This is a genomic window from Sphingobium fuliginis, from assembly GCF_015074805.1.
Classification (GTDB): Bacteria; Pseudomonadota; Alphaproteobacteria; order Sphingomonadales; family Sphingomonadaceae; genus Sphingobium; species Sphingobium fuliginis.
In genome coordinates this window covers 494,408-515,035 of the sequence record NZ_CP060035.1, presented here as the reverse complement: position 1 = coordinate 515,035, position 20,628 = coordinate 494,408, and the positions used below count along the sequence as shown (strand labels likewise).

The window sequence follows — 20,628 nt, the reverse complement described above, 5'->3', positions numbered from 1 at the left end:
CCGGGTCATCCGCCTGCACTGGCAAGGACGGTTGCAAGCCACCATCCCGGCACCGCGGCCAGGGCGAGGAAAGTCCCCAGCGGCACGCGCGTCGTGCCGTCCACCCTCCCGCCTGTCGCCATGGCCGCGAGGACCGCCAGCAGTCCCACGCTCGCCGCCAGCAGCAGGATGAAGGGCAAGGCCTGCCAGCCGAACCAGGCGCCGAGCGCACCCAGCAGCTTGGCATCGCCCAGACCCAGCCCTTCGCGTCGCCGGAAGCGCCGATAGCCGAGCGCGACCAGCAGCAGCGTCAGATAGCCGGCCAGCGCGCCGATCGCCCGATCCCCCATCGTCGCGTCGGTCGTCCAGGGACCAAGGGTGAAGCCCAGGAACGCCAATGGCAGGGTCAACGCGTCGGGCAGCCAGAAATGCCGCCGGTCGAGCACCGCCAGCGTCAGGAGCAGCCAGCCCAGCAGAGCCCATCCCGCCCCGCCCGGATCGGGCGAAAAGCCCAGGGCGAGCGCGCCGATGATCGCGCATCCCGCCTCCATCCGTCCATGCAGCGGATCGATGGGCGCGCCGCAGGTCCGGCACCGCCCTCGCTGCGCCAGCGCGCTTGCCATCGGCACGAGATCGAAGACGCTGAGAATCCGCCCGCAGCCGTCACAGGCCGACCGGCCGCGCAGCACGCTGCGCCCCTGCGGCCAGCGCAGGACGATCGTGGCAAGGAAACTCCCGGCTATGGCTCCGGCTGTCGCGCCCAGCAGGGCGGGGAAGACCTCAATCACAGCGTCCCTTCGATCTTCAGCACCCGCGCGCCCCCGGCATCGGCAAAGCCCGCCTTGGCCAACGCCTCGCCCAGCGTCGCGTCGGCGGTTTCCACCCGCATTTCCGCCTGATAGCGGCCCGATCGCCAGATGCGCAGATTGACCTTTTCCAGCCCCGACTGGCTGACCAGCGGCAACAGCAGCGCTTCGCCGTCGCAACTGGCCACGCCCGAAAGGCCCTGCGACAGGTTCAGTCCCGGAAACTGCCCCGCCATCTGCGCACGGACCCGTCCCTCGGCATGGCCGCAGCGGTCGCCGGAGAACCAGGCCGACACATCGTCCATGACGAAGCTGCTTACCGGCAGCGGCGCGAAGGTCCGGCCCAGCGGCACCGCGCCCGTCACATCGTCGATCCCCATGCGTCCAAAGCCGACCGTCAGCGCGCCGCTCAGATCGTCCGCTGCGCCATTGCGCCGCCAGACGTCGAACCGCGCCCGTCCGACCAGCAGCGACACGGGCGACAGGCCCGCATGGACCGACCCCAGCGACACCGTGCCCAGCATCAGCCGGTCGATCCCGCCGCTCCACACCGTGCCGCGCACCTCCCGCGCCGCCACGCCCAGCCGCTCCAGACCCGCCATGCCGAGCGCGACGCGCATCGGCAGGAAGATGAGGAATCCCAATGCGAACACAGCGATGAGCGCGATGCGCACCCGCCGCGAAAGGCTGAGCCCCATCATTGCCCGCCCCGCACCAGCACCGCCTGCACCGCGACGCTGCCCGCCGTCGCCGCCGGCCGCGCGCTCATCGTTTCGATCCGGATGCCCTCTGCCTCCAGGACGGAGAGCCATGATAACAGCGCAACCGGCCGCACCGAGGCAATGGCCATGTCGACCCGGTCGGCGCCCTGCGCCTGCGCGCGTTCCAGCGTCAGCCCCGCCTCGCCGGCGCTCTGGCCGATGAACTGGTCCAACGGCACGCCCGAGTCGACTGTCGCCGCCGTGCGCGGCAGCGACTTCAGCAGCTTCACCTTGGCGCGGATGGCGGCATTGCGATCGGTCGCCTCCCGCAACCCGTCGCGGGCCGAACGCTGTGCAGCGTCGAGCGGCCGCACCACGCCCAGCCACAGGATCACCACCGCCAGCAGCGCGAACATCACGCCCAGCATCCACTGTTCGCGGGGACTCCGTTCGCCCCATAATGCCTGCAACCGTTCCATCATGACCGCACCGTTATGTCCGCGAGCATCCGCCCGCCGGGGTCCTGCGAAGGCGTCGCCGTGATGGCGAAGCCCGCCGCCTGCAAGGCCAGCAGCACGCTGTTGATGTCATCCCCCTTCGCCGCCGCCAGCGTGGCGCGGATCATCCCGTCCGGATCGCGCGACAAAGCCGTCAGCGACACGCCGGGCACATCCTGCATCGCGCTCAACAGGCCCGAAACCGGCGCGGTGAAGGCATAGCCGCCCGCCCCGCGCGCAGCGAGTTGACGGTCCATCTCCGCCTCCGCCTGGAGGACGTCGGTCGCCCCCGGCACCACCTGCCGCGCCAGGGCCAGGCTTTCCGCGTCCAGCGCGCTCGCCGCGAAATGCTGCTTGGCAAGGCCGACCAGCGCGATGGACAGGCTGACCAGCAGGATCAGCCCGCTCCAGACCGCGATGCGCGCCATCGTCGGTTTATCGAAGGACCGCCGCACCCGCTTGGCGAAGTCGCCCTGCCGCAAGTCGAGCGGCGGCCGGTCCAGCGCGGCAATCGCCCGCGCTTCGATCTGGTCCGCGGGAACGTCGCGCACGGCGGCATCGCCGATCAGTTCCGGCAGGGCCAGGTCGCCCGCCAGCGCCAGGTCGCTCCCGCGCAGCACCGCTTCGCCGCCGACCACAGCGCGCTCGAACCCCTCCTGCGGTTCGGGCAGCAGCAGCGGGGCAGGCACGATGATGTCCGGATCAAGCCCATGATGCTGCGCCCAGAGCAGCCAGTGCTGCATGTCGGCCCTCGCAGCCACGGCGACGCAATGCGGCCGCGCCGGATCGTCATTGTCGTCGGCTGCGGCGAAAAGCTGGTCCGCGGGCACGATCCCGCCCGCCATGGCCGCCAGCCGTGCCGCCGCCCTCCCCTGCCGGGCAGGCAGATCGGGATAGGCGCCCCGGTGCAGCGTCACCAGCGCCGCCGGCGGCACCAGCATCACCGTCATATCCCCGGGCAGCGCCGTGAGGCCGCAAGCCACGAGCCAGTTCGTCCCCGCCCCTTTCTGCACCACGGCACCGTTCGCCACCCGCATCCACAGCGGCTCCGCGCCCGGCCGTTCCGGCAGGGCGACGATCAATCCCTCGCTCACGCGCCGGTCCCCCAATTGCGGCGTATCAGCTTGGCCGGGCTTTGCCGCGCATCGATCAGCGCCCGTTCGACCACCTGCGTTCCCCCGACATCCACCGACACTTCCACTCCGAAAAATCCCGTCGTCAACCTGACCTGCTGTGCCGCCTCTTCCAGCGGGCTGAGCCCCGCCAGCGACGGGGCGCGCCAGAATTCCACCGTACTGCCGTAGCCATCCACCGGCCGCTGCGCCAGCAATTGCCGCGCCTGCGCGACACTCAGCTGCCCCTGCATCAGCATGGCGAAAAGCGGCGCCTGATCGGGCAGCAGCGTATTGATGTTGATGGGCGACAGATCGGCGGTCGGCAGGGCGCAGACCCATGGCCGCACCAGCCCGTAAATGGCCGGCGTTACCCCGTTGACCGCCCGCAATTCGCTGGGATCGACCATGAAACGGTTGGCCGTGCGATAAGGCCGCGGCGCCCGCGCATAGGTCTCGTCCTCCGCGCCGCCGGGCTGCGGCACGCCGTCCGTGTCGATCCAGTCCGCCAGCGACGCCGCCGCCACCTGCGCCTGCCGCGCATCGACGCCCAGCGCCTGCAACAGCGCCTGGAACTGCGATACGCCCACCGGGCGCACCTTCAGATCAGCCTCGGTCTCGCCCGCGACCACGCTGTTGAGGTTGAAGCAATTGCCCCCGTCCGTCACCCGCGCCGTGGCGACCCCGCCCGGCACGGATATGGCCTGCGGCGTTCCCATCCAGTTGCCGGCCAGCGTCGTCTTGCCCGGATTGGCCGCAACCAGATCGCCTATGCGCATCCGGGCGATCTCCGTGCCGGCATCGGCAAAGGCGCGCGCCTGATCGACCGCGCCGCCATTGCCGGTCATCCGCGTGGCCAGCGCCAGCCGCTCCAACGCGGTGGAGGCGACCACCGCCATCACCGCCACCAGCAGCAGCACGGTCAACAGCGCCGCGCCGCGCTCTCCCGGCTTGCGGGGGTCAACCATTGGCTGGCACCCCTTCCTGCTTTTCCGCCGGACCCGGCCCCACCAGGAAACGCAGCGTCACCGGCGGCTCGCCGGTTCGCGTCACCGTCATCTCCACGGCACGGGGCATCAGGTCGGGCTGGGTGGGCACCCATTCGTCGCGCCAGTCGCCGCTGGAGTCGCGGAAGCGCAACGCGACGTCGCCGACCCTGGTGAGCAACGCGGCCGGCTCGTCGCCCGCCGCGCCGTCGACCTGCGCATAGGTGCGCCGTTCCAGCCGCCCCTGCCGCACCCAATATTCGACCTTCTGCAGCGACGGCCGCGGCAGATCGCCCAGATTGTCCCAGCCGCCGCGCACGAACTGGAGGATGGGCTGGCTCTCCCCCTCGCGATGCGACCAGAAGGCGGGCGCCAGCGTGCCTGCCTCCGTGCGGCTGATGCGCGGCACCGCCTGCCCCAGATCGGCCGCCAGCGCCCCGCTCGCCCGCTGCACCGCCGCCATGTCGTCCAGCCGCAGCTTGATCTGCGCCTCTGCCGATACGCTATTGCCCAGCAGCAGCACCCCCGCCGCCGCCAGCATGGCGAAGATCATCAGGGCGACGAGCAGTTCGATCAGCGTGAAGCCGTGTTCGGCGGAACGTCTAGAAGACCTGAAGCCGTGTTCGGCGGAACGTCTCAGAGACCCGAAGCCGTGTTCGGCGGAACGTCTCAGAGACCCGAAGCCGTGTCCGGTGGAACCTGCCTGCCTCATTGCACCACCCGCACGAAGCTCAGCACCACGGGGGAGGAGCCCGCCTGACCGTCGACGGCAAGATCGACTTGCAGCAGACGCTTGTCATCGGTCGCCTTGACCTGCCGTGTCCAGTGCCAGCGCCGCCCGCCATTGTCGACATCGCCTTCTTCACTGCCGAGCGAAGGCGGCGCGGGATCGGTCTGCACCTCCACCATCAGGTTGCGCGCGACGATCTGACCCATCGCCTTGCTGTCGAGGTCGGCGGCGGTGTGCAGAGTCACCCCTTGCAGGCGGACGAGCGCCAGGGCGGCCAGGCTGAAGACCGCGAGCGCGACGAGCATTTCGAGCAGGGTGAAGCCTTGCTCCTCCCCACGCGCCTTGCGGCAGCGTGACCGCATGCGGCGCGTCCTACCCACCGACAACGACCTTTCCGGCCATATCGACCGAAATCGAGACCCGCTCTCCCTCGCGGGCAAGGATTACCGTCATGGGATCGGTCGGAAGTCCCGTGCCGTCGAAGCCGATCTGCTGCCGTCCGTCCTTCCCGACCAGCGCCCGCGTCCCGGCCTTCCAGTTGGCGGTGGCGAAGGGCTTGTCCTCCAGCCCCACCCATTGCCCGCCATCGCGGCGTTGGAAGCCATAGCCCGAGGCCGATACCCATACCCCCATGGGCCGCGCGGTAACGACCGCTTCGTCGCGCGCCGCGGCAAGGCGAGCGGCGAAGCGGTCGGCATCCTCGATCACCCGGCCGCGAGGGTCGGGGATCGCCAACACCACTGCGGCCGAAATGAAGCCGATGATCGTCAGCACGACCATCAGCTCGATCAACGTGAAGCCGTGTTCGGCGGAACGTATCATAGACTCGAAGCCGTGTTCGGCGGAACGTCTAAAAGACCTGAAGCCGTGTTCGGCAGAACGCCTCAAAGATCCGGAGCCTTGCCGCCGGCGATCAAAGCTCGCTGGAATAGATGTCGGCATTTTCATTGTCGCCACCCGGCTGCCCGTCCGCTCCCAGCGAACTGATGTCGAACGCGCCCTTCCGCCCCGGCACCGCATAGTGGTACGGCCGGCCCCAGGGATCGTTCGGCAGCTTCTTGATATACCCCCCGCGCCGGTAACGCTGCGGCTGGGCGAGCGCGGCCGGCGGGTTGATCAGCGCCTGCAACCCATCGGTCGCGGACGGATAGGCCAGATTGTCGAGCCGATATTGTTCCAGCGCCTGTTCGATGGTGGCGATGTCGGCCTTCGCCTTCTCCACCCGCGCGGTATCCGTCGCCGGGATGACGTTGATCGCCACGATGGTGGCAAGCAGGCCGATGATGACGATCACGACCATCAGTTCGACCAGCGTGAAGCCGTGTTCGGCGGAACGCCTCACGGGCGTGAAGCCGTGTTCGGCGGAACGCCTCACGGGCGTGAAGCCGTGTTCGGCGGAACGTCTCAAAGACCTGAAGCCGTGTTCGGCGGAGCGGCTCGGAGACCCGAAGCCGTTCTCTCCTTCCCCTCTCCTGACGTCATTCCCGCAAAGGCGGGAAACGCCAGTTCGGCGCAGCCAATCCATCTCCCACAAGAAACGCCAGGGGGAACGTTCAGGCGATGGATTCCCGCCTTCACGGGAATGACGGAAAGAAAGGATCTTGCGCATAAACACTCCTCAGGCCCCGGTAAGGCTCTGCAATTGCAGGATGGGCAGCAGGATGGACAGGATGATGACGGCGACGATGCCGCCCATGGCGATGATGATGACCGGCTCCAGCATGGCGAGCGCGGCAGAGGTGAAGCTGTCGAATTCCCGCTCCAGATAGTCCGCCGCCCTCTCCAGCATGGTGTCCAGCCGCCCCGCGCTCTCCCCGCTGGCCGCCAGATAGACGAGCAAAGGCGGAAACACGCCCGCCCGCCGCAGCGCTGCCGACAGGCTGCCGCCGCCGCGAATGGCCTCCACGATCTCCTCCGAAGCCTGCCGCAGCACCCGGTTGTGCACCGTCTGGGCGGTAAGCGACAAGCCCTCCATCAGCGGCAGGCGGCTCGCCACCATGGTCGACAGGGTGCGCGCCATCCGCGCCGCATGCAGGTCGCGGATCAGCCGCCCCAGCAATGGCAGGCGCAGCAGCATCGCATCGAAGCGATAGCGGAAGCTTTCGACCTTCAGCGCCCGCCAGAAGCCGAAGCCAGCCACCCCCAGCAGGATCGCCAGAAGCCACCAATAGCCCGCCAGAAAGGCGGAAATACCCATCACCATGCGGGTGAGCAGCGGCAGTTGCTGGCCCACCGTATCGAACTGCTCCACCACCTTGGGCACGACGAAGATCATCAGCGCCGCGACCACGCACACCGCAAAGGCGGCAAGCACGGAAGGATAGGCGATGGCGGTCAGCACTTTCGACCGGATCACCGCCTGCCGCTCCATGAGGTCGGACAGGCGCTCCATGATCGTGGGCAGGCTGCCGGAACTCTCGCCCGCTGAAATCATCGCGCGGTAGAGCGGCGGAAAGCTCCTCGGCTCGGCGCCCAGGGCGTCGGCCAGCCGCCGCCCCTCCAGCACGCCCGAATGCACCTTGCCGACAATCGCCTGCACATGCGCCTGCTCGCTCTGCCGCCCGATGGTGCGGAGCGATTCCTCCAGCGGACTGACCTGGATCAGCGTCGACAACTGCCGGGTGAACAGCGTCAGTTCCTTGGCCGAAAGGCGCGGCGCGCCGAACGACAACCCTGCCCGCCTGCGCGCCTTTTCCACCGCGCCCGGCTCGATCCGCACGATGAACAGCTTGCGCGAGTCCAGCTTCGCCCGCGCATCCTCGACCGTTTCAGCCTTGATCGCGCCCTTGCGCTCACGCCCGGCGGGGTCGATGGCGATATAGTCGAACTCAGCCATCGGTGATGGTTTCCACCTCGCCCGCGTCGCGCCGCGACACGCGGATCGCTTCTTCCGCCGTCGTCTGGCCGTCGCGCACCAGCGCACGCGCCGCCGAACCCAGATTGGGCGCGTTCAGGAAAGCATGGCGCGCGATCAGCGATTCATCGCCGCCGTCATTGATCAGCCGCCGGATCGTATCGTCCACCCGGATCGCCTCGAACACGCCGATGCGGCCCTTGTAGCCGGTGCCGTTGCATGACTCGCATCCCCGCGCCCGATAGATGATCGTGCCCGGATCGAAGCCCAGCAGGGCGCTGGCCGACTTGTCCGCCTGCACCGGCTCCCGGCAATGCTGGCAGAGCCGCCGCACCAGCCGCTGCGCGATCACGGCGCGCAGGGTGGAGGCGAGCAGGAACGGTTCCACCCGCATGTCGCGCATCCGCGTGATCGCACCCACCGCGTCATTGGTGTGGACGGTGGACAGCACCAGATGCCCCGTCAGGGACGCCTGCACGGCGATTTCGGCAGTCTCCCGGTCACGGATTTCGCCCACCATCACCACATCGGGGTCCTGACGCAGGATGGCGCGCAGGCCGGCCGCGAAGGTCAGGCCCACCTTCGCATTCACCTGCGTCTGGCCGACGCCCTCGATCGCATATTCGACCGGGTCCTCGACCGTCAGGATGTTGCGCGTGCCGTCGTTGAGCTGCCTGAGGCCCGCATAGAGCGTCGTCGTCTTGCCCGACCCCGTCGGCCCGGTGACGAGGATGATGCCATTGGGTTCCTGCAACCCCTCCCGGAAAATCCGGTCCGCCGCCCCGGCCATGCCCAGCAGGTCGAGGTTCATGCCCGCATTCTCCTTGTCGAGAATGCGCAGCACCACCCGCTCTCCCGCCCGGCTCGGCAGGGTGGAAACGCGCACGTCGAGCAGTTTCCCGCCCAGCGTCAGCCCGATCCGCCCGTCCTGCGGCACGCGCCGCTCGGCTATGTCGAGGCGGGCCATCACCTTGATGCGGCTGACGACGACCGGCGCGACATGGGGCGGCATGCGCAGCGTCTCCCGCAGCACGCCGTCGACGCGCATCCGCACGATCAGCCCGGTCTCATAGGGTTCGATATGGATGTCCGACACGCCCTGCCGCGCCGCTTCGGCAATGATGCCGTTGATGAGGCGGATGGCGGGTGCGTCATCGGCGCTGTCGAGCAGATCGTCGGCGGTCGGAATGTCGGCGGCGAGGATGTCCAGCTCGTCCGCCCCGACATCGAGCGATCCCGCCATGGCGGCGGCGCTGCCCTCCATCGCATAATGATCCGACAGATGCCGGTCGAACTGCGCGGCATCGACGAAACGCACGTCGAAGCTGCGCGCCAGATGCCGCCGCACCTCCAGCAGGACGCGCGGATCGCTGCCTTCGCGAACGGCGATGGTCAGCCGCTCTCCATCCGGCGGCAGCATGACCACGCCGTGCTTTCGCGCGAAGACATAGGGTATGTCGACGGCGCGCGGCGCGATATGCGGGGGGATATCGCCAGAAGCAGAAGCGGCTTCCTGCACCCTAACCTCCGTTCGGACTGAGCTTGTCGAAGCCCAGTCCTTTCCTGAAAGGAAGAAAAGCGAAGGGTTTCGACAAGCTCAGCCCGAACGGAGAGGAAGCCCGCTTCCCGATCATTTCGGTTGCTCGCTTTCCGGGATGTCCACGGGCCGCACCACCCCGCTCGACTGGCGGGCGGTCGGTTCGATGATCTCGGCGGGCGGCTGCACCACGGCGTCGCCCGGCTGCGGCGCGGCGGAGGGCGGGGTCGCGCCCATATAGTCGCGCACCAGCTCGTCAATGCCCGGTTCCTGTTCCGGGTTGCGCTGCAACTGCATGCCGCGGATATAGCCGTAGCGCTGCTGCGTCAGCTTCTGCGCATCTTCCTTCGAACGCAATATGGTGGGGCGGATGAAGACCATGAGGTTGGTCTTGGTCCGGCTCTTGCTGCGCGACTTGAACAATTCGCCAATGCCGGGAATGTCGGACAGCAGCGGAATGCGCTCGATCGTCTTGCGCTCATTGTCGTCCAGCAGGCCGCCCAGCGCCAATATCTCGCCATCGTCGACCGTCACGGTCGTCTCGATCTCGCGCTTGTTGATGATGAGGTCGCTGTTGTTGTTCGACACCGGCCCGGCGACGCTGGACACCTCCTGCTTCAGGAACAGCTTGATCGCGCCGCCAGTGTTGATCTGGGGCTTCACCTCCAGCTTGATGCCGACATCCTGCCGCTGGACGGTGCGGAACTGGTTGTCGAAATTCTGGCTCAGCGCCTCGCCCGTGGTCACCGGCACCTGCTGGCCGACCAGTATCGACGCCTTCTGATTGTCCAGCGTCATCACAGAAGGCGTGGACAGGATGTTGCTGTCGGTATCGGATTTGACAGCATTGATGATCGCGCCGAAAATCCCGTTCCGCCCGAGCGACGTCGCCACCCCGCCGAAGCCGCCGGTCGCGTTCATCAGGCTGTCGACCGCCGCCTGTTGCAGCGTATTGGCAAGGTCGCCATTTTCCCGCGTCCTCGTCTCCGTTCGGGTGCCGTCCGGCGCCACGACGGTCGTCGTCGTCTCGCCCAGCCGATCGGCGGCGATCGCGCCTGCCAACGTCAAGATATTGGGTGAAGCATTGGAATAATTGGTCGCGGCAAAACCCGTCTTGGTGCTGCCGATCAGGAATTGCACGCCCAGCTTCTTGGCGGCGGCGTCGCTGATCTCGACGATGATCGCCTCCACCAGCACCTGTTCGCGCCTTGTGTCGATCTGGCGGATCGTCTCGCCCAGCATCCGCTGCACGTCGCTGTTGGCCGCGACGATGATCGCATTGGCGCCCTCATAGCGGGTCACGATGGCGGGCCCGCGCGACGAAATCCCGTTGCCGCCCGAACCGCCCGGCCCCGCCACCGCGGTTGAAGCGGCGGCTGGCGCCGCGGAGGGCGCGGTTCCCGCCGCAGGGGTGGAGGCGGTCACGGACGAAGCGGTCGCCTGCCCCACCAGTTGCTGCAACACCGGCAGCAGCTTTTCGGCATCGGCATGTTCCAGCCAGTAGACGCGGATCTCGGTCCCGCTCGCGGCCTGCCGGTCGAGGTCGCGCGCCATCTGCGCCAGCCGCGCCACCGTCCCGGCATCGCCCCGGATCGCGACGGCATTGCTGCTGTCGATGGGCACGATGGTTGCGGGCTTCGCCGCCCCTTCCCCGCCCGTCGTCACCAGCGCCTGCAGGGACGTCGCGATCTCCCGCGCCCCGGCATTTTTCAGCACGACCGTGGTGGTCGAGGCCGTATCCCGGTCGATCCGCGCGATCACCTGCCGGATGCGCCCGATATTGTCGGCATAGTCCGCCACGACCACGCTGTTCCCGGCCCGGTTCGCCGTCACGGAGCCATCCTTGCTGACCAGCGGCCGCAGCGTTTCCAGCGCGCTCGCCGCGTCGATGGAGCGCAGGCGGAACACCTCCGTCACGAACTGGTTGCGATTGGCCGCGCGGCCCACGGCGCTGGGCTGGCCCGCCGCACCGTCCGCCGGCTGGATGCGATAGGCGCCGCCCGGCGCCGGCACCGCCACCAGCCCGTTCGCCCGCAGCGTCGACAGGAAAATCTCGAAATATTCGGATCGCGACAGCGGCCGGTCGGTCACGACCGACACTTTCCCCGCCACGCGGTTGTCGATGATGAAGGTCCGCCCGGTCACCCGCGCCGCATCCTGGATGAAGGCGCGGATGTCGGCGTCGCGCACGTTCAGCGTCTGCTGCGCCATGACCGGCGATGCGATGGGAGCCGCCAGCGCGAGGGCCATGGCGGCGGAAAGAAGCAGTTTTCTGGTCATTGGCCTTGCAGTGTCAGGTTGACGGAGGACATGGCCGCGCCGCGCTCCACCGACAGGGAAATGCGCGCGCCGGGCATGATCCTGCCCTGCAGCGCCTGAAGATCGCTCACCGATCCGATGGGCTGGCCGTCGACCTGGGTGACGATGTCGCCGGGCTGGAAGCCGGCCTGTTGGAAGCCGGGGCCCTTGGCCGTCAGGATGAGGCCGGTCACGCGCCCATTCTGCATCCGGGGGGTGTAGCCGACGTCGCGTTTCAGCATGTCGGCGGTCGGATTGTCCGTTCCCGCCACCGGCGAAGGCGGCGAACCGGCGGGCGTTCCGCCATCCGGCATGGCCGTCGGCGCGGGCTGCGACTGGTCGAGAAACACCTGCTCCTCCGCCCCGCCGCGGTCGATGGTGATATGGTCGAAGGCGACCGCCTTCAACACCACGCCGGGCATGATCTCCTCACCCACGGCAAAGCTGTTCTGCACCCCATCCGGCCCCGCCACGATCGCGGAGCCCAGTCCGGACCCTTCGTTCAGGCGGATGCCGTAAACGGTCAGCGCCAGGGAGGTCACGACGCCGCCGCCCGCCTGTTGCGGACCGCCGCGATAAAAGGGATCGAAGCTGGAAAACAGCGCCTGCCGTTCCGCGACGGAAAGGAAGCGGGCCTGCCTCCCTTCCCAGGGGCCGAAACTGCCGACGGGCGTCAGCACCGTCCAGACGAGCGCCGCGCATTGCAGCGCCAGCAGGCCCAGCAACAGCTTCTCGACCGCCGACAACCAGTCGATCGGCCGCAACCGTCCGCCCATGTTCCGGATATTCTCGCTGAAAGCCACACGCATGCGCGTCGTTCATCCCCCTTGATATCGGCGCCTGCTAGAAAATTGGTTTTACTACCGGATGACACTATTGTGACGCTTTGATGACAATCGCAACGGCCGAAGCGACAGCGCTTGCATTTCGCGCGGCCAGCGATAGCAAAAGGCCGGATTTCCGCTTCCTGGACCCTGCCGATGGCCGATAGCCTCCCTCCCGCCGCGCCCGACGCCGATCCTGCCTGGATCGCATCCCACCCCCGCATCCAGCGCGTGCCCAGCCGCGACCTGGTTCTGTTCATCCAGCGCCATTTCCTGTCGGCGGAGGAATGTGCCGGCCTGATCGAACGGATCGACGCCCACCGCCGCCCCTCCACCATCGCGGACGCGAATGGCGACGGATATTTCCGCACCAGCGAGACATGCGACCTGGACGCTTCCGACCCGCTTGTGGCGAGGATCGACGCGAAGCTTGCCGCCTTCGCCGGCATCGATCCCGCCCATGGCGAACCCATTCAGGGACAGCGCTATTCCGTCGGTCAGGAATTCAAGGCGCATACCGACTATTTCGAACCCAAGGGCCCCGATTTCGAACGCTTCTGTGCGGTTTCCGGGAACCGCACATGGACGCTGATGGTCTATCTGAACGAACCGGCGGCGGGCGGAGCGACCCGCTTCGTCAAGATCGGCAAGACGGTACAGCCCGAAACCGGCAAGCTGCTGGCGTGGAACAACCGGCTGGGTCCGGGGGCCTATAATCCCGCCAGCATCCACCACGGCATGAAAGTACGCAGCGGCGTCAAGCATGTGATCACCAAATGGTATCGCGAACGGCCCTGGGGGTGATCGGGGGTGGGTCGCGAATGACCATTGGCAGCCCATCAAGCGCGACATGCTTCATGGAGAGGGCGGCGCTCAGACCATCCGCTCTCCATCCATCGCCGCAAATACCCTCACCGCCAGAAGCGAGGGGCCTCCAGCAAATCCTCATGGGCGCGGGCCGCGGCGCCCAATAATTTCCGTTTCCGCTTCGGGCGCAGCCTGGCTTCCTCTCCCCCCAGCCCATAATGCGCCAGCAACCCCGGCGCGGCGACCAGATCATTCAATGCGCCCAGTTCCGACTGCACCTGTTCCAGCGCGGCGATGAATTTGCCCCGCCGCCGCCGCGCCTTCCCGCCCTCGAACAGCCCGGCGAAGAATTCGGAGGCGTAGCGCAGTTTCTTGGCATCCTTGCGCACCTCGTGGCGCGCTTCGTCGCTCAATCCGGCAAGCCCCCTGCCCTCCTTCGCGATCCGCCTGCGCAGCCGCCGCAAGCGCCGCGCGGCAAAGTCCGCCGCCGGCTCGTCCCGCATCGCCTGCACCTTGCCCCCGCCATGCCCCGCGCCCAGGGTCAGCCATTCGACAAGATCGATCAGCAGCATGCGAACCCGGGCCGAGCGCAGCCATTCCTGCACGCGGCCATGCACCTCGCCCCGAACCGCATCCCATCGCTCGCGCAGTTCCTCCGTCTCGACCCGTTCGGCCAGCACATCCAGATTGCGCGCCTCGCCCAGCATAGCCGCCAGCCATTTGAGCTCGCCCTGGAAGCGCTCCACATCCGCAGGAGCCAGCATGGGCCTGAACAGCGAAAGGGCCGAGCGTAACCGGCGGATCGCCACCCGTGCCTGGTGCAGCGCCCTTGAATCATAATGATCCAGCAGCAGCGCCTCGTTCAGCCGATAGTGCCGCAGGCAGCTTCCCGCGATCCGCGACAATGCCTCCTCCGCCCGCATCGACGGGTCGAGCGCCACCGGTTCCGCCTTGACGAAGGCGGCAAGCCGGTCGCGCAGCCGGTATCCTCGCTCCGCCTTCGTCAGCACGCCGGGACGGACCGGCATTTCGGCGTCGATCCGCCGCGCGAGGAGGAACAGGGCGCCCGGTGAGCCGGATTTCAGTTCCAGTTCGACTTCGCAGATCGCGGCCTGCCGGTCCCCGGCGCTCACATGCCCCCGGTCCAGCACCAGTTCGATCAGGGCATTATCCTGCCGCACGATCCATCTGCGCCGCTCGACTTCGGCATGGAAGACAGGCTGGATGCCATGCACCCCCTGCCCCAGCAGCTCGGCTATCGGCGTCCGGGCATCCAGCACCGGCGCATCGTCCGCAACCGGCATTTCCCATTCCGCCCGCGCGAACAGGCCCGCGCCGCCCTCTCCATCGGCCTTGACCGTCTGCACCCGCTGGCCGTTCGACCGGCGAATACGCAGGCTGATCCCCCGGCCCGCCAGATCCCGCTGCGCCGTGTCGAAATAGATGGACCGCAATGTCGCCACATCGCTGTCCGCCGGGAGCCAGTCCAGTCGCCCGAAAGCATCCGCCGCATCGGGCGCCAGTTCCAGCTTCAGTTCGACTTCCCGCTTCATGCGCCGCCTCCGCGCATCTGCCTGGAGTTCGAACTATCACGAACAGCCCCGTCGCGCCAATCAGCCCGTTAGCAAACGCAATCCTCCCCATGCGGAGACATGAGGAGGATCAGGCAAAGACCGGCGGAGGGTCGAGAGGCGGCATCCCCATCCCCTCGACAACGGGCTTTCAGAAGGTCGTCGAGAGCGAAAAATTGAACGTCCGCCCGATGCGATACGCGTTATAGACGACCATATTGGTCCCGTTCGATTGCGTTTCCCTATAATCCTTATCCAGGATGTTACGGGCCTCGAACTTCACGTCAAACTGGCGACCCGCCACATGCACGCCCTGCCGTGCGACGAAGTCCAGATTGATCGGTGGCCGTTCATAGACATCCGGCTGGTTCTGGTTAGCCAGACCACGGCTGGTCACGCGCTTGCTGGCATAGGACAGGATCAGCGTCTGCTGCGACAGGCTTTCCTGATCTTCGATCCCAAGCTGCAGGTTTACCAGATGATCTGACTGGCCCGTCAGCGGCGCTCCATCGCGGAAGAAGTCGGTCGCGTTGCCCGACGAGGAACCGAACACCGCAACCGGATCATCGGCGCCGACCTTCAGCTTTGACTTGGTATAGGTATAATTGGCGATCGCCACCAAACGCCGCGTTGCGAAAAACGCATCGCTGCCGACGCCCGACAGATCGACATATTTCTGCAATTCGACTTCGCCGCCATACAGGTTCGCCTTGGGCGCATTGGCAAAGCTGGTGATGAACTCGCCTCCCGAGATGAAGGTTTCGATCGGATTCTTGATCCGCTTGTAAAAACCCGACAGCGAGAAGCGCTGGTCTCGGGCAAAATACCATTCGAAACGCGCCTCTCCATTATAAAGCTGGCTGTCCTGAAGGTAGGGATTGCCCTGATAACGGCGGTTCGTATCCGGATCGAAGTAGAATTGATAGATCAACTCGCGGAACTGCGGCCGGGCGATGGTCTTCGACGCATTGACGCGGAACTGCATATCAGGGCGGACCTGCCAGGTCACTGTAGCCGACGGCAGCCAATAATCGTTCTTCAGACTGGTCGCGGCTAGGCTGGCACCGGGCGTGCTGAAAACCTGGATCGGCGACACCGTCTCCTTCGCTTTTTCATAGCGGACGCCGGCATCGATCGACAGTTGCGGAGTGATCTGCCAATTGAACTTGCCATAGCCCGCATGATTGCGCAGCCGCGCTCGGAAAGCCGGATTGCCCTCATTGGTTTCGATGAGGACGATGTCGAAGGTGTCGATTACGCTCGGCCGAAGCAACAGGTCCGGTCGCAGCAGCGCCACCCCTTCAGGGAAAGTGCTGGGCGCCGTGAACTGGAAGTCGCGGCGGGAGCTTGTGCGGCTGGTGTTCAGGAAGGCATAGCCCGCGGTCAGCGACAGTTCGGGTGTCGGCCGATAGCTGAGGTCGATGCCGCTCGACCACAGATCCTCGTTAAGGTCGGAATAGCTGATCGTCGCGTCGCCACCATTGCCATTGTTCAGGCGGTTCACGAAATATTGACCCAAGGGATCGGACGCCGAATTGGTGCGGACATATTCCAGGGTCAGTTCGGCCGGAGCCTCGCGTTGTGAGTTGGCGAAGCCGCCCCGCACGTCCAGGCTCAGTTCCGGCGTCAACTTGAACTCACCGACGACCTGCGTGTCGATCAACTGCCTTTCATACCAGGCGGTATCCTGCTGCATGAAGTCGACGGCCGTTTCCTGCCGATGGCCGACGCCCAGCCGCGTATGCTTCAGCGTGTCGCGTATATAGAGGTTGGTCCAGCGGATCTTGTTGTCCCCGAATTCCAGACCGACACCCAGCAGCCCGTTGACGATGATGCGATTGTCGGTCGTCACCCGCCGGAAATCATTTTCCAGCGTTCCAAGATCAGGCGTCAGCGAGTTTTGTTGCGTCTGGTCACGCGTCACCCAACGGTTGCTGTAGCCCGCCGTCGCGATCAGGCCCAACACCGCCCCGCCCAGATCGAAGGAGGTCCCGCCGGAGATGGTCGCGCTATAGTTGGGCGCCACGTCCTGCACCCGCTGGACCAGTGCATTGTCGAAACTGACGAGCTGGCCGGCGATCGCGCCGGTGTCGACATTGCCCGAGCTGATCCGCTCGCCGCTCCGGAAGAAGGCCTTGAGCGCCGGCGGAATGTCGCGCGAACCGTTGTCGAAGCCGGTCCAGTCGCTGCCGCTGCCATAATAGGTGTAACCCATTTGCGCGGTCGTCTCATCATTGGCGCCGATGCCACCGCTCACCGTGACGAAGCTTTCTGCCGGGATGACGCTGGTCGTGAGATTGATGACCCCGCCGCCGAACTCGCCTGGGTAATTGGCCGAATAGCTCTTCTGCACCAGTGAGGACGAGACGATATTGGTCGGGAACAGGTCGAGCGGCACGACCCGCTTCAGCGGTTCGGGGCTCGGCAGGGGGGAGCCGTTCAGGAGCGCCAGCGAATAGCGGTCGCCAAGGCCGCGCACATAGACATAGCCGCTACCCACCACGCTAAGGCCGGTGACGCGGCCCAGGGCGCCGGCGATGTTGCCGTCGCCTGTCCGGGCAATATCGGCGGACGACAGGATCGACACGACGGCGGGCGCGCTCTTCTGGATATTCGCGCCGCGGCGGCCCGTGACGATGATGTCGCTGCCGGGAATGGAAATGTCGGGCACGGAACCCTGATCCGCTTCCTTTGCGGGCTGGCCCGGCACCGGGGCGGGATCGGTCGGCTGAGAACCGGCGGCCGGTGCGCTGGCGGTTTGCGCGATTGCAGCCGGTGCGACCAGCGCGGATGAAATGAGCAGCAGGCCCGCAAGCTTGAGCGGCGTCGCCATCGAATGTCCCCTAAATATTGGAATTGCGAGATCGGGGCGGGAAACGGCTCGTTTGAAAGCCGCGCCCGCCCCGTTCATGGCTGCGTCGGGCGCTTAGGTGACCGGCAGCGAAGTGCAGGCGCGGTTGGCGTTGCTGGTGGTGTCGAACGCCGCCGTGGCGGAGTTGCAGGTCCAACCCTTGTACCAATTGTCATTCGCGTCCTTGACCGCCCCGACATAGCTGGTCGTGTCGAAATAGGCGTCCAGCGTCTTGGCATCGAACGGAGTCACAGCCGTTTCGCCGGCACCATTGATGAACAGGCTGCTCAGCGAGATGGTGAAAGCGTCGTTATTGCCGTTCGAACCCGAACCGAAGGCTGTCGCGACCTGCGCCGCGGTGATGCTGCCCGTGCCGAGATATTTGGTGGCGTTGCACGCCATCACGACCGAACGGGCTGTCAGCGTCGCCGGAGTGGTGCCGCTGCCGTTCATGCGAAGGCACTCGTTGTTCGGGGAGTTGACGATGCCGTTAACGAGAGTCAGGTCCGCATTGCCGCGCAACAGGATCGAGGCCTGGTCATTGGCGTCGTTATTGGCGCTCGACTGCGCCTGGATCGCGGTGAAGTTGGCAACGATGGTCTTCTGGCGCGGCGTATCGCCTTCAAAGCCGTTGCTGTCGACCTCCATCAGCGCGTCGCCCTGACCAGGGCGCTGCACGATCAGCACATATTGGAAGAAGCCCTGCAAGCCGGTGTCGATGTCGAGGCTGTCGTCATCCGCGCCGGTGGCGATGTAGTGCTTCATCTTGACGGTGCCGCCAAAGAATTCGGCGCCGTCGTCCGAACTGTTGTGGCTCTGGATATATTCCAGCGTGGTGCCGCTGCCGATGCCTTCTGTGGTCAGCGCCTGCAATTCGGTGTTGGCGCCCAGCACATAGCCCGAATAGCGGATCTGCACATATTTCATCGTGCCGCTATTGTCGGTGTCGAGGGTACCGCCATAGATCGCCGGGTCCGCCGCGCCTTCGGTCTGGCGCTCGCAGGTGCCCGCGCCGACCGAGCCGGTGGTGCAGTCGGTGATGCGGGCACGGCCCATCAGCACGACGCCGCCCCACTGACCGATGGAATTGTCGTTCACTGCGCCGTCGATATTGCTCTTGCTGGTGAAGATGATCGGCTTGTCGGCCGTGCCGACGGCATTGATCTTGTTGCCGCGATTGACCGCGAGCCAGGACGTGCCGGTGGCACCATAGACGATAACGCCGGGTTCGATGGTGAGCGTGACGGACGGCAGCGTGCAGCTGGCGGGAATCTGGCTGTCGCTGGGTCCGCGGTCGCAACCGACATCGACGCGGCCGGGGAGCGAATAGAGCAGGCCGGCGAGCTTCGGCAGGGTGATCGACTGGTTGATGCGCGACGGCAGTTCGCAGATGCGCCATACACCGGTCGGTGTCGTGGCGGTGGTGCCCCTATCGACCAGCGGATTGGCGCCAGCCGGAAGGGTCGGACAACCGCCTGCCGGGGTTACCGTCGCCGACGGGGTCGGCGTGGGTGTCGGAGTCGGCGTGGGGGTGGGATAGTTGATGGTGATGTCACCGCCGCTGCCGGGCGAGGCGACGTCATTGGCACCGCATGCGCTGAGCGCGGCACAGGCACAGCCCGCCATCAGGATGGTGTTGAAACGGTTATTCTTGACCATGGAGTCTCCGCCCCGGCGCTCGCCGGCTTCATAAAGGTTGCGGAGCGCAGGGGAGAAACTCGAATCGGACAACGCCCCCTGTCGCCCTGCTGGCGGCAGTTAGGCGCGACAGATGACAGGGTTGTGCCGCTTCTATGACATATCGAGGTCTTTCAAATGACAGTTTGAAGACGCATGTTTCACTTTTGCGACATCGCCCCGATCTTTGCTTTGCTTGCCATGGGATCGGGCCATCCGCAGCGCGCGGCCTGCGTAAGATTGAACGCAGCGCGATCTAGACACCTGATGAAGGCGGAACAGCTTCCAAGCCGCAAGGACAAAGGGGCGCCGTCCCAAAAGGACGACGCCCCCGCTCCCTGCACCCAGGGTGTCCGCCTTTGCGCCTGTTCAGCGCATGGCGTAACTTGTCTGCAGACGGCCGATCGCCTTGCGAGCGATCTCCCGCGATGATCCTTCCTGCCCATCAGCCGTCACCAGCACGGCGTCAGGAGCGAAGCGCGCCGCCTGATATGCATTGCGTGCCGCCTTTGCCTTCCCCATTCCGGCATAGGCATTTCCCAAATTAATGAGTCGAGCCGGATCGTCGGGGAAATCGGACCGTAGCGCCTCCAGCCGGCGAGCAGCGACCTGATAGTCCCCCGCTGCCAGCGCCTTGGAGGCCAGCCCCTTGTCGGACACGCCCACTATGATGGTATCATCGGCAGCGGATGCCACAGCCGGGGCCATCGCCGCCAGAACCAACCCACAAATTGCTGCGGCCTTCCTCATCCAAAACCTCCAAAAAAACCTTCTATAATAGCTGTAAGTATTTCACTTTGATGACATGGGAGCAAGGGCAGGAGCATCCGCTGAAAAGGATTTTTATCGACTTATATTCAACATCTTATATCTTTTTCTTTTAACTGTCATAAAAGTGTAATCGAATGAAGTCGTTCCGGACTTCATCGATTCGCGAGCAGCCGCGCGGGAGCCAGCGATCCCGCGACCAGCCGACTGGAAAAAGTGGAATTGTGAGGGAAGGTCCGGAGGGTTCTGTTGCCCGGCCCCTCCGGCGGCCGCTGAATTCCCTTCTGTTGCCCGGTGGGTTCAACCGCGTTCTTTTTGAGTAATGTCCGGCCGTGAGGCCATCAATTACGCAGCAAGAGCAAGAGCCTCGTTATCGTTGGCACTTGTGAGTTTTGAACCTTTTTACGGCGTACTCAGGCCGGGTGAAGGCATCGCTTTTCAACACACGTCGATCCTAGTTCGGCCCCGTCACGCGCCCCGGAACGACGGGGAATGTGGTGGAGCCGCCGGGTACCGCCCCCGGGTCCGCTGCGCCTATTGCACGATACGATTTATCACCATAGCCGGGCGAACCCGGCACCGGCCTATATGGAGAGGCGCGGACCGTTTATCAAGCCGCTCCCGATCTGG

18 protein-coding genes and 1 other RNA gene are annotated in these 20,628 nt (G+C 65.9%); 1 reads left to right on the top strand and 18 read right to left on the bottom strand.

Features of this window, described 5'->3' with window-relative positions; all coding sequences use genetic code 11:
- Window positions 1-5 precede the first annotated feature (5 nt).
- From H5V43_RS02445 to H5V43_RS02385, 13 genes are all read right to left on the bottom strand, one after another.
- A complete protein-coding gene (locus tag H5V43_RS02445; protein WP_025550185.1) occupies window positions 6-767 on the bottom strand; it encodes a prepilin peptidase in 762 nt (253 codons plus the stop codon).
- Window positions 764-1,486: a type II secretion system protein N gene (gspN, locus tag H5V43_RS02440; protein ID WP_025550186.1), complete on the bottom strand. Its 723-nt coding sequence runs from the start codon at window positions 1,484-1,486 to the stop codon at window positions 764-766. The genes H5V43_RS02445 and gspN overlap by 4 nt, the downstream gene beginning before the upstream one ends.
- Window positions 1,483-1,968, bottom strand: a complete 486-nt coding sequence (gene gspM / locus H5V43_RS02435) for a type II secretion system protein GspM (RefSeq protein WP_025550187.1) — start codon at window positions 1,966-1,968, stop codon at window positions 1,483-1,485. The genes gspN and gspM overlap by 4 nt, the downstream gene beginning before the upstream one ends.
- A complete protein-coding gene (gene gspL / locus H5V43_RS02430; protein WP_193666745.1) occupies window positions 1,965-3,077 on the bottom strand; it encodes a type II secretion system protein GspL in 1,113 nt (370 codons plus the stop codon). Before gspL ends, gspM begins: the two co-directional genes overlap by 4 nt.
- On the bottom strand, window positions 3,074-4,063 hold the full coding sequence (gene gspK / locus H5V43_RS02425; RefSeq protein WP_025550188.1) for a type II secretion system minor pseudopilin GspK: 990 nt from the start codon (window positions 4,061-4,063) through the stop codon (window positions 3,074-3,076). The genes gspL and gspK overlap by 4 nt, the downstream gene beginning before the upstream one ends.
- Window positions 4,056-4,793, bottom strand: a complete 738-nt coding sequence (gene gspJ, locus H5V43_RS02420; RefSeq protein ID WP_244968648.1) for a type II secretion system minor pseudopilin GspJ — start codon at window positions 4,791-4,793, stop codon at window positions 4,056-4,058. Before gspJ ends, gspK begins: the two co-directional genes overlap by 8 nt.
- Complete coding sequence (gene gspI, locus H5V43_RS02415) at window positions 4,790-5,173, bottom strand: type II secretion system minor pseudopilin GspI (RefSeq protein ID WP_083199098.1); 384 nt, start codon at window positions 5,171-5,173, stop codon at window positions 4,790-4,792. The genes gspJ and gspI overlap by 4 nt, the downstream gene beginning before the upstream one ends.
- 10 nt (window positions 5,174-5,183) lie before the next feature.
- A complete protein-coding gene (locus tag H5V43_RS02410) occupies window positions 5,184-5,633 on the bottom strand; it encodes a GspH/FimT family pseudopilin (protein ID WP_037484497.1) in 450 nt (149 codons plus the stop codon).
- 91 nt (window positions 5,634-5,724) lie between these two features.
- Entirely contained in the window at window positions 5,725-6,186 is a 462-nt protein-coding gene (gene gspG, locus H5V43_RS02405) for a type II secretion system major pseudopilin GspG (RefSeq protein ID WP_137709218.1), read from the bottom strand.
- Window positions 6,187-6,429: 243 nt separating this feature from the next.
- A complete protein-coding gene (gene gspF, locus H5V43_RS02400) occupies window positions 6,430-7,647 on the bottom strand; it encodes a type II secretion system inner membrane protein GspF (RefSeq protein ID WP_025551095.1) in 1,218 nt (405 codons plus the stop codon).
- A complete protein-coding gene (gene gspE / locus H5V43_RS02395; protein ID WP_272481264.1) occupies window positions 7,640-9,184 on the bottom strand; it encodes a type II secretion system ATPase GspE in 1,545 nt (514 codons plus the stop codon). The genes gspF and gspE overlap by 8 nt, the downstream gene beginning before the upstream one ends.
- Before the next feature lie 111 nt (window positions 9,185-9,295).
- Complete coding sequence (gene gspD / locus H5V43_RS02390; protein ID WP_025551091.1) at window positions 9,296-11,482, bottom strand: type II secretion system secretin GspD; 2,187 nt, start codon at window positions 11,480-11,482, stop codon at window positions 9,296-9,298.
- Window positions 11,479-12,309 (bottom strand): type II secretion system protein N, encoded by an 831-nt coding sequence (locus H5V43_RS02385; protein ID WP_193666744.1) that lies wholly within the window; start codon window positions 12,307-12,309, stop codon window positions 11,479-11,481. The genes gspD and H5V43_RS02385 overlap by 4 nt, the downstream gene beginning before the upstream one ends.
- A 171-nt stretch (window positions 12,310-12,480) precedes the next feature.
- On the opposite strand from H5V43_RS02385, the gene H5V43_RS02380 reads away from it, so the two are divergent.
- Entirely contained in the window at window positions 12,481-13,128 is a 648-nt protein-coding gene (locus H5V43_RS02380) for a prolyl hydroxylase family protein (RefSeq protein ID WP_171009974.1), read from the top strand.
- Between the two features lie 107 nt (window positions 13,129-13,235).
- Here the strand turns inward: H5V43_RS02380 and H5V43_RS02375 are convergent, their stop codons facing one another.
- The 5 genes from H5V43_RS02375 to ssrA form a co-directional block, all read right to left on the bottom strand.
- On the bottom strand, window positions 13,236-14,684 hold the full coding sequence (locus H5V43_RS02375; protein ID WP_025551088.1) for a CYTH and CHAD domain-containing protein: 1,449 nt from the start codon (window positions 14,682-14,684) through the stop codon (window positions 13,236-13,238).
- A 169-nt stretch (window positions 14,685-14,853) separates the two neighbouring features.
- Window positions 14,854-17,535 carry a TonB-dependent receptor domain-containing protein gene (locus tag H5V43_RS02370; RefSeq protein WP_025551086.1) on the bottom strand — a complete coding sequence of 894 codons (2,682 nt, stop codon included), beginning with the start codon at window positions 17,533-17,535 and terminating at the stop codon, window positions 14,854-14,856.
- Window positions 17,536-17,628: 93 nt separating this feature from the next.
- Window positions 17,629-19,212, bottom strand: coding sequence for a hypothetical protein (locus H5V43_RS02365; RefSeq protein ID WP_193666743.1), 1,584 nt, complete (start codon window positions 19,210-19,212; stop codon window positions 17,629-17,631).
- Window positions 19,213-19,599: 387 nt separating this feature from the next.
- Entirely contained in the window at window positions 19,600-19,980 is a 381-nt protein-coding gene (locus tag H5V43_RS02360; RefSeq protein WP_025551084.1) for a tetratricopeptide repeat protein, read from the bottom strand.
- A 291-nt stretch (window positions 19,981-20,271) separates the two neighbouring features.
- Window positions 20,272-20,616, bottom strand: a transfer-messenger RNA (tmRNA) gene (gene ssrA / locus H5V43_RS02355).
- Window positions 20,617-20,628: the final 12 nt, after the last annotated feature.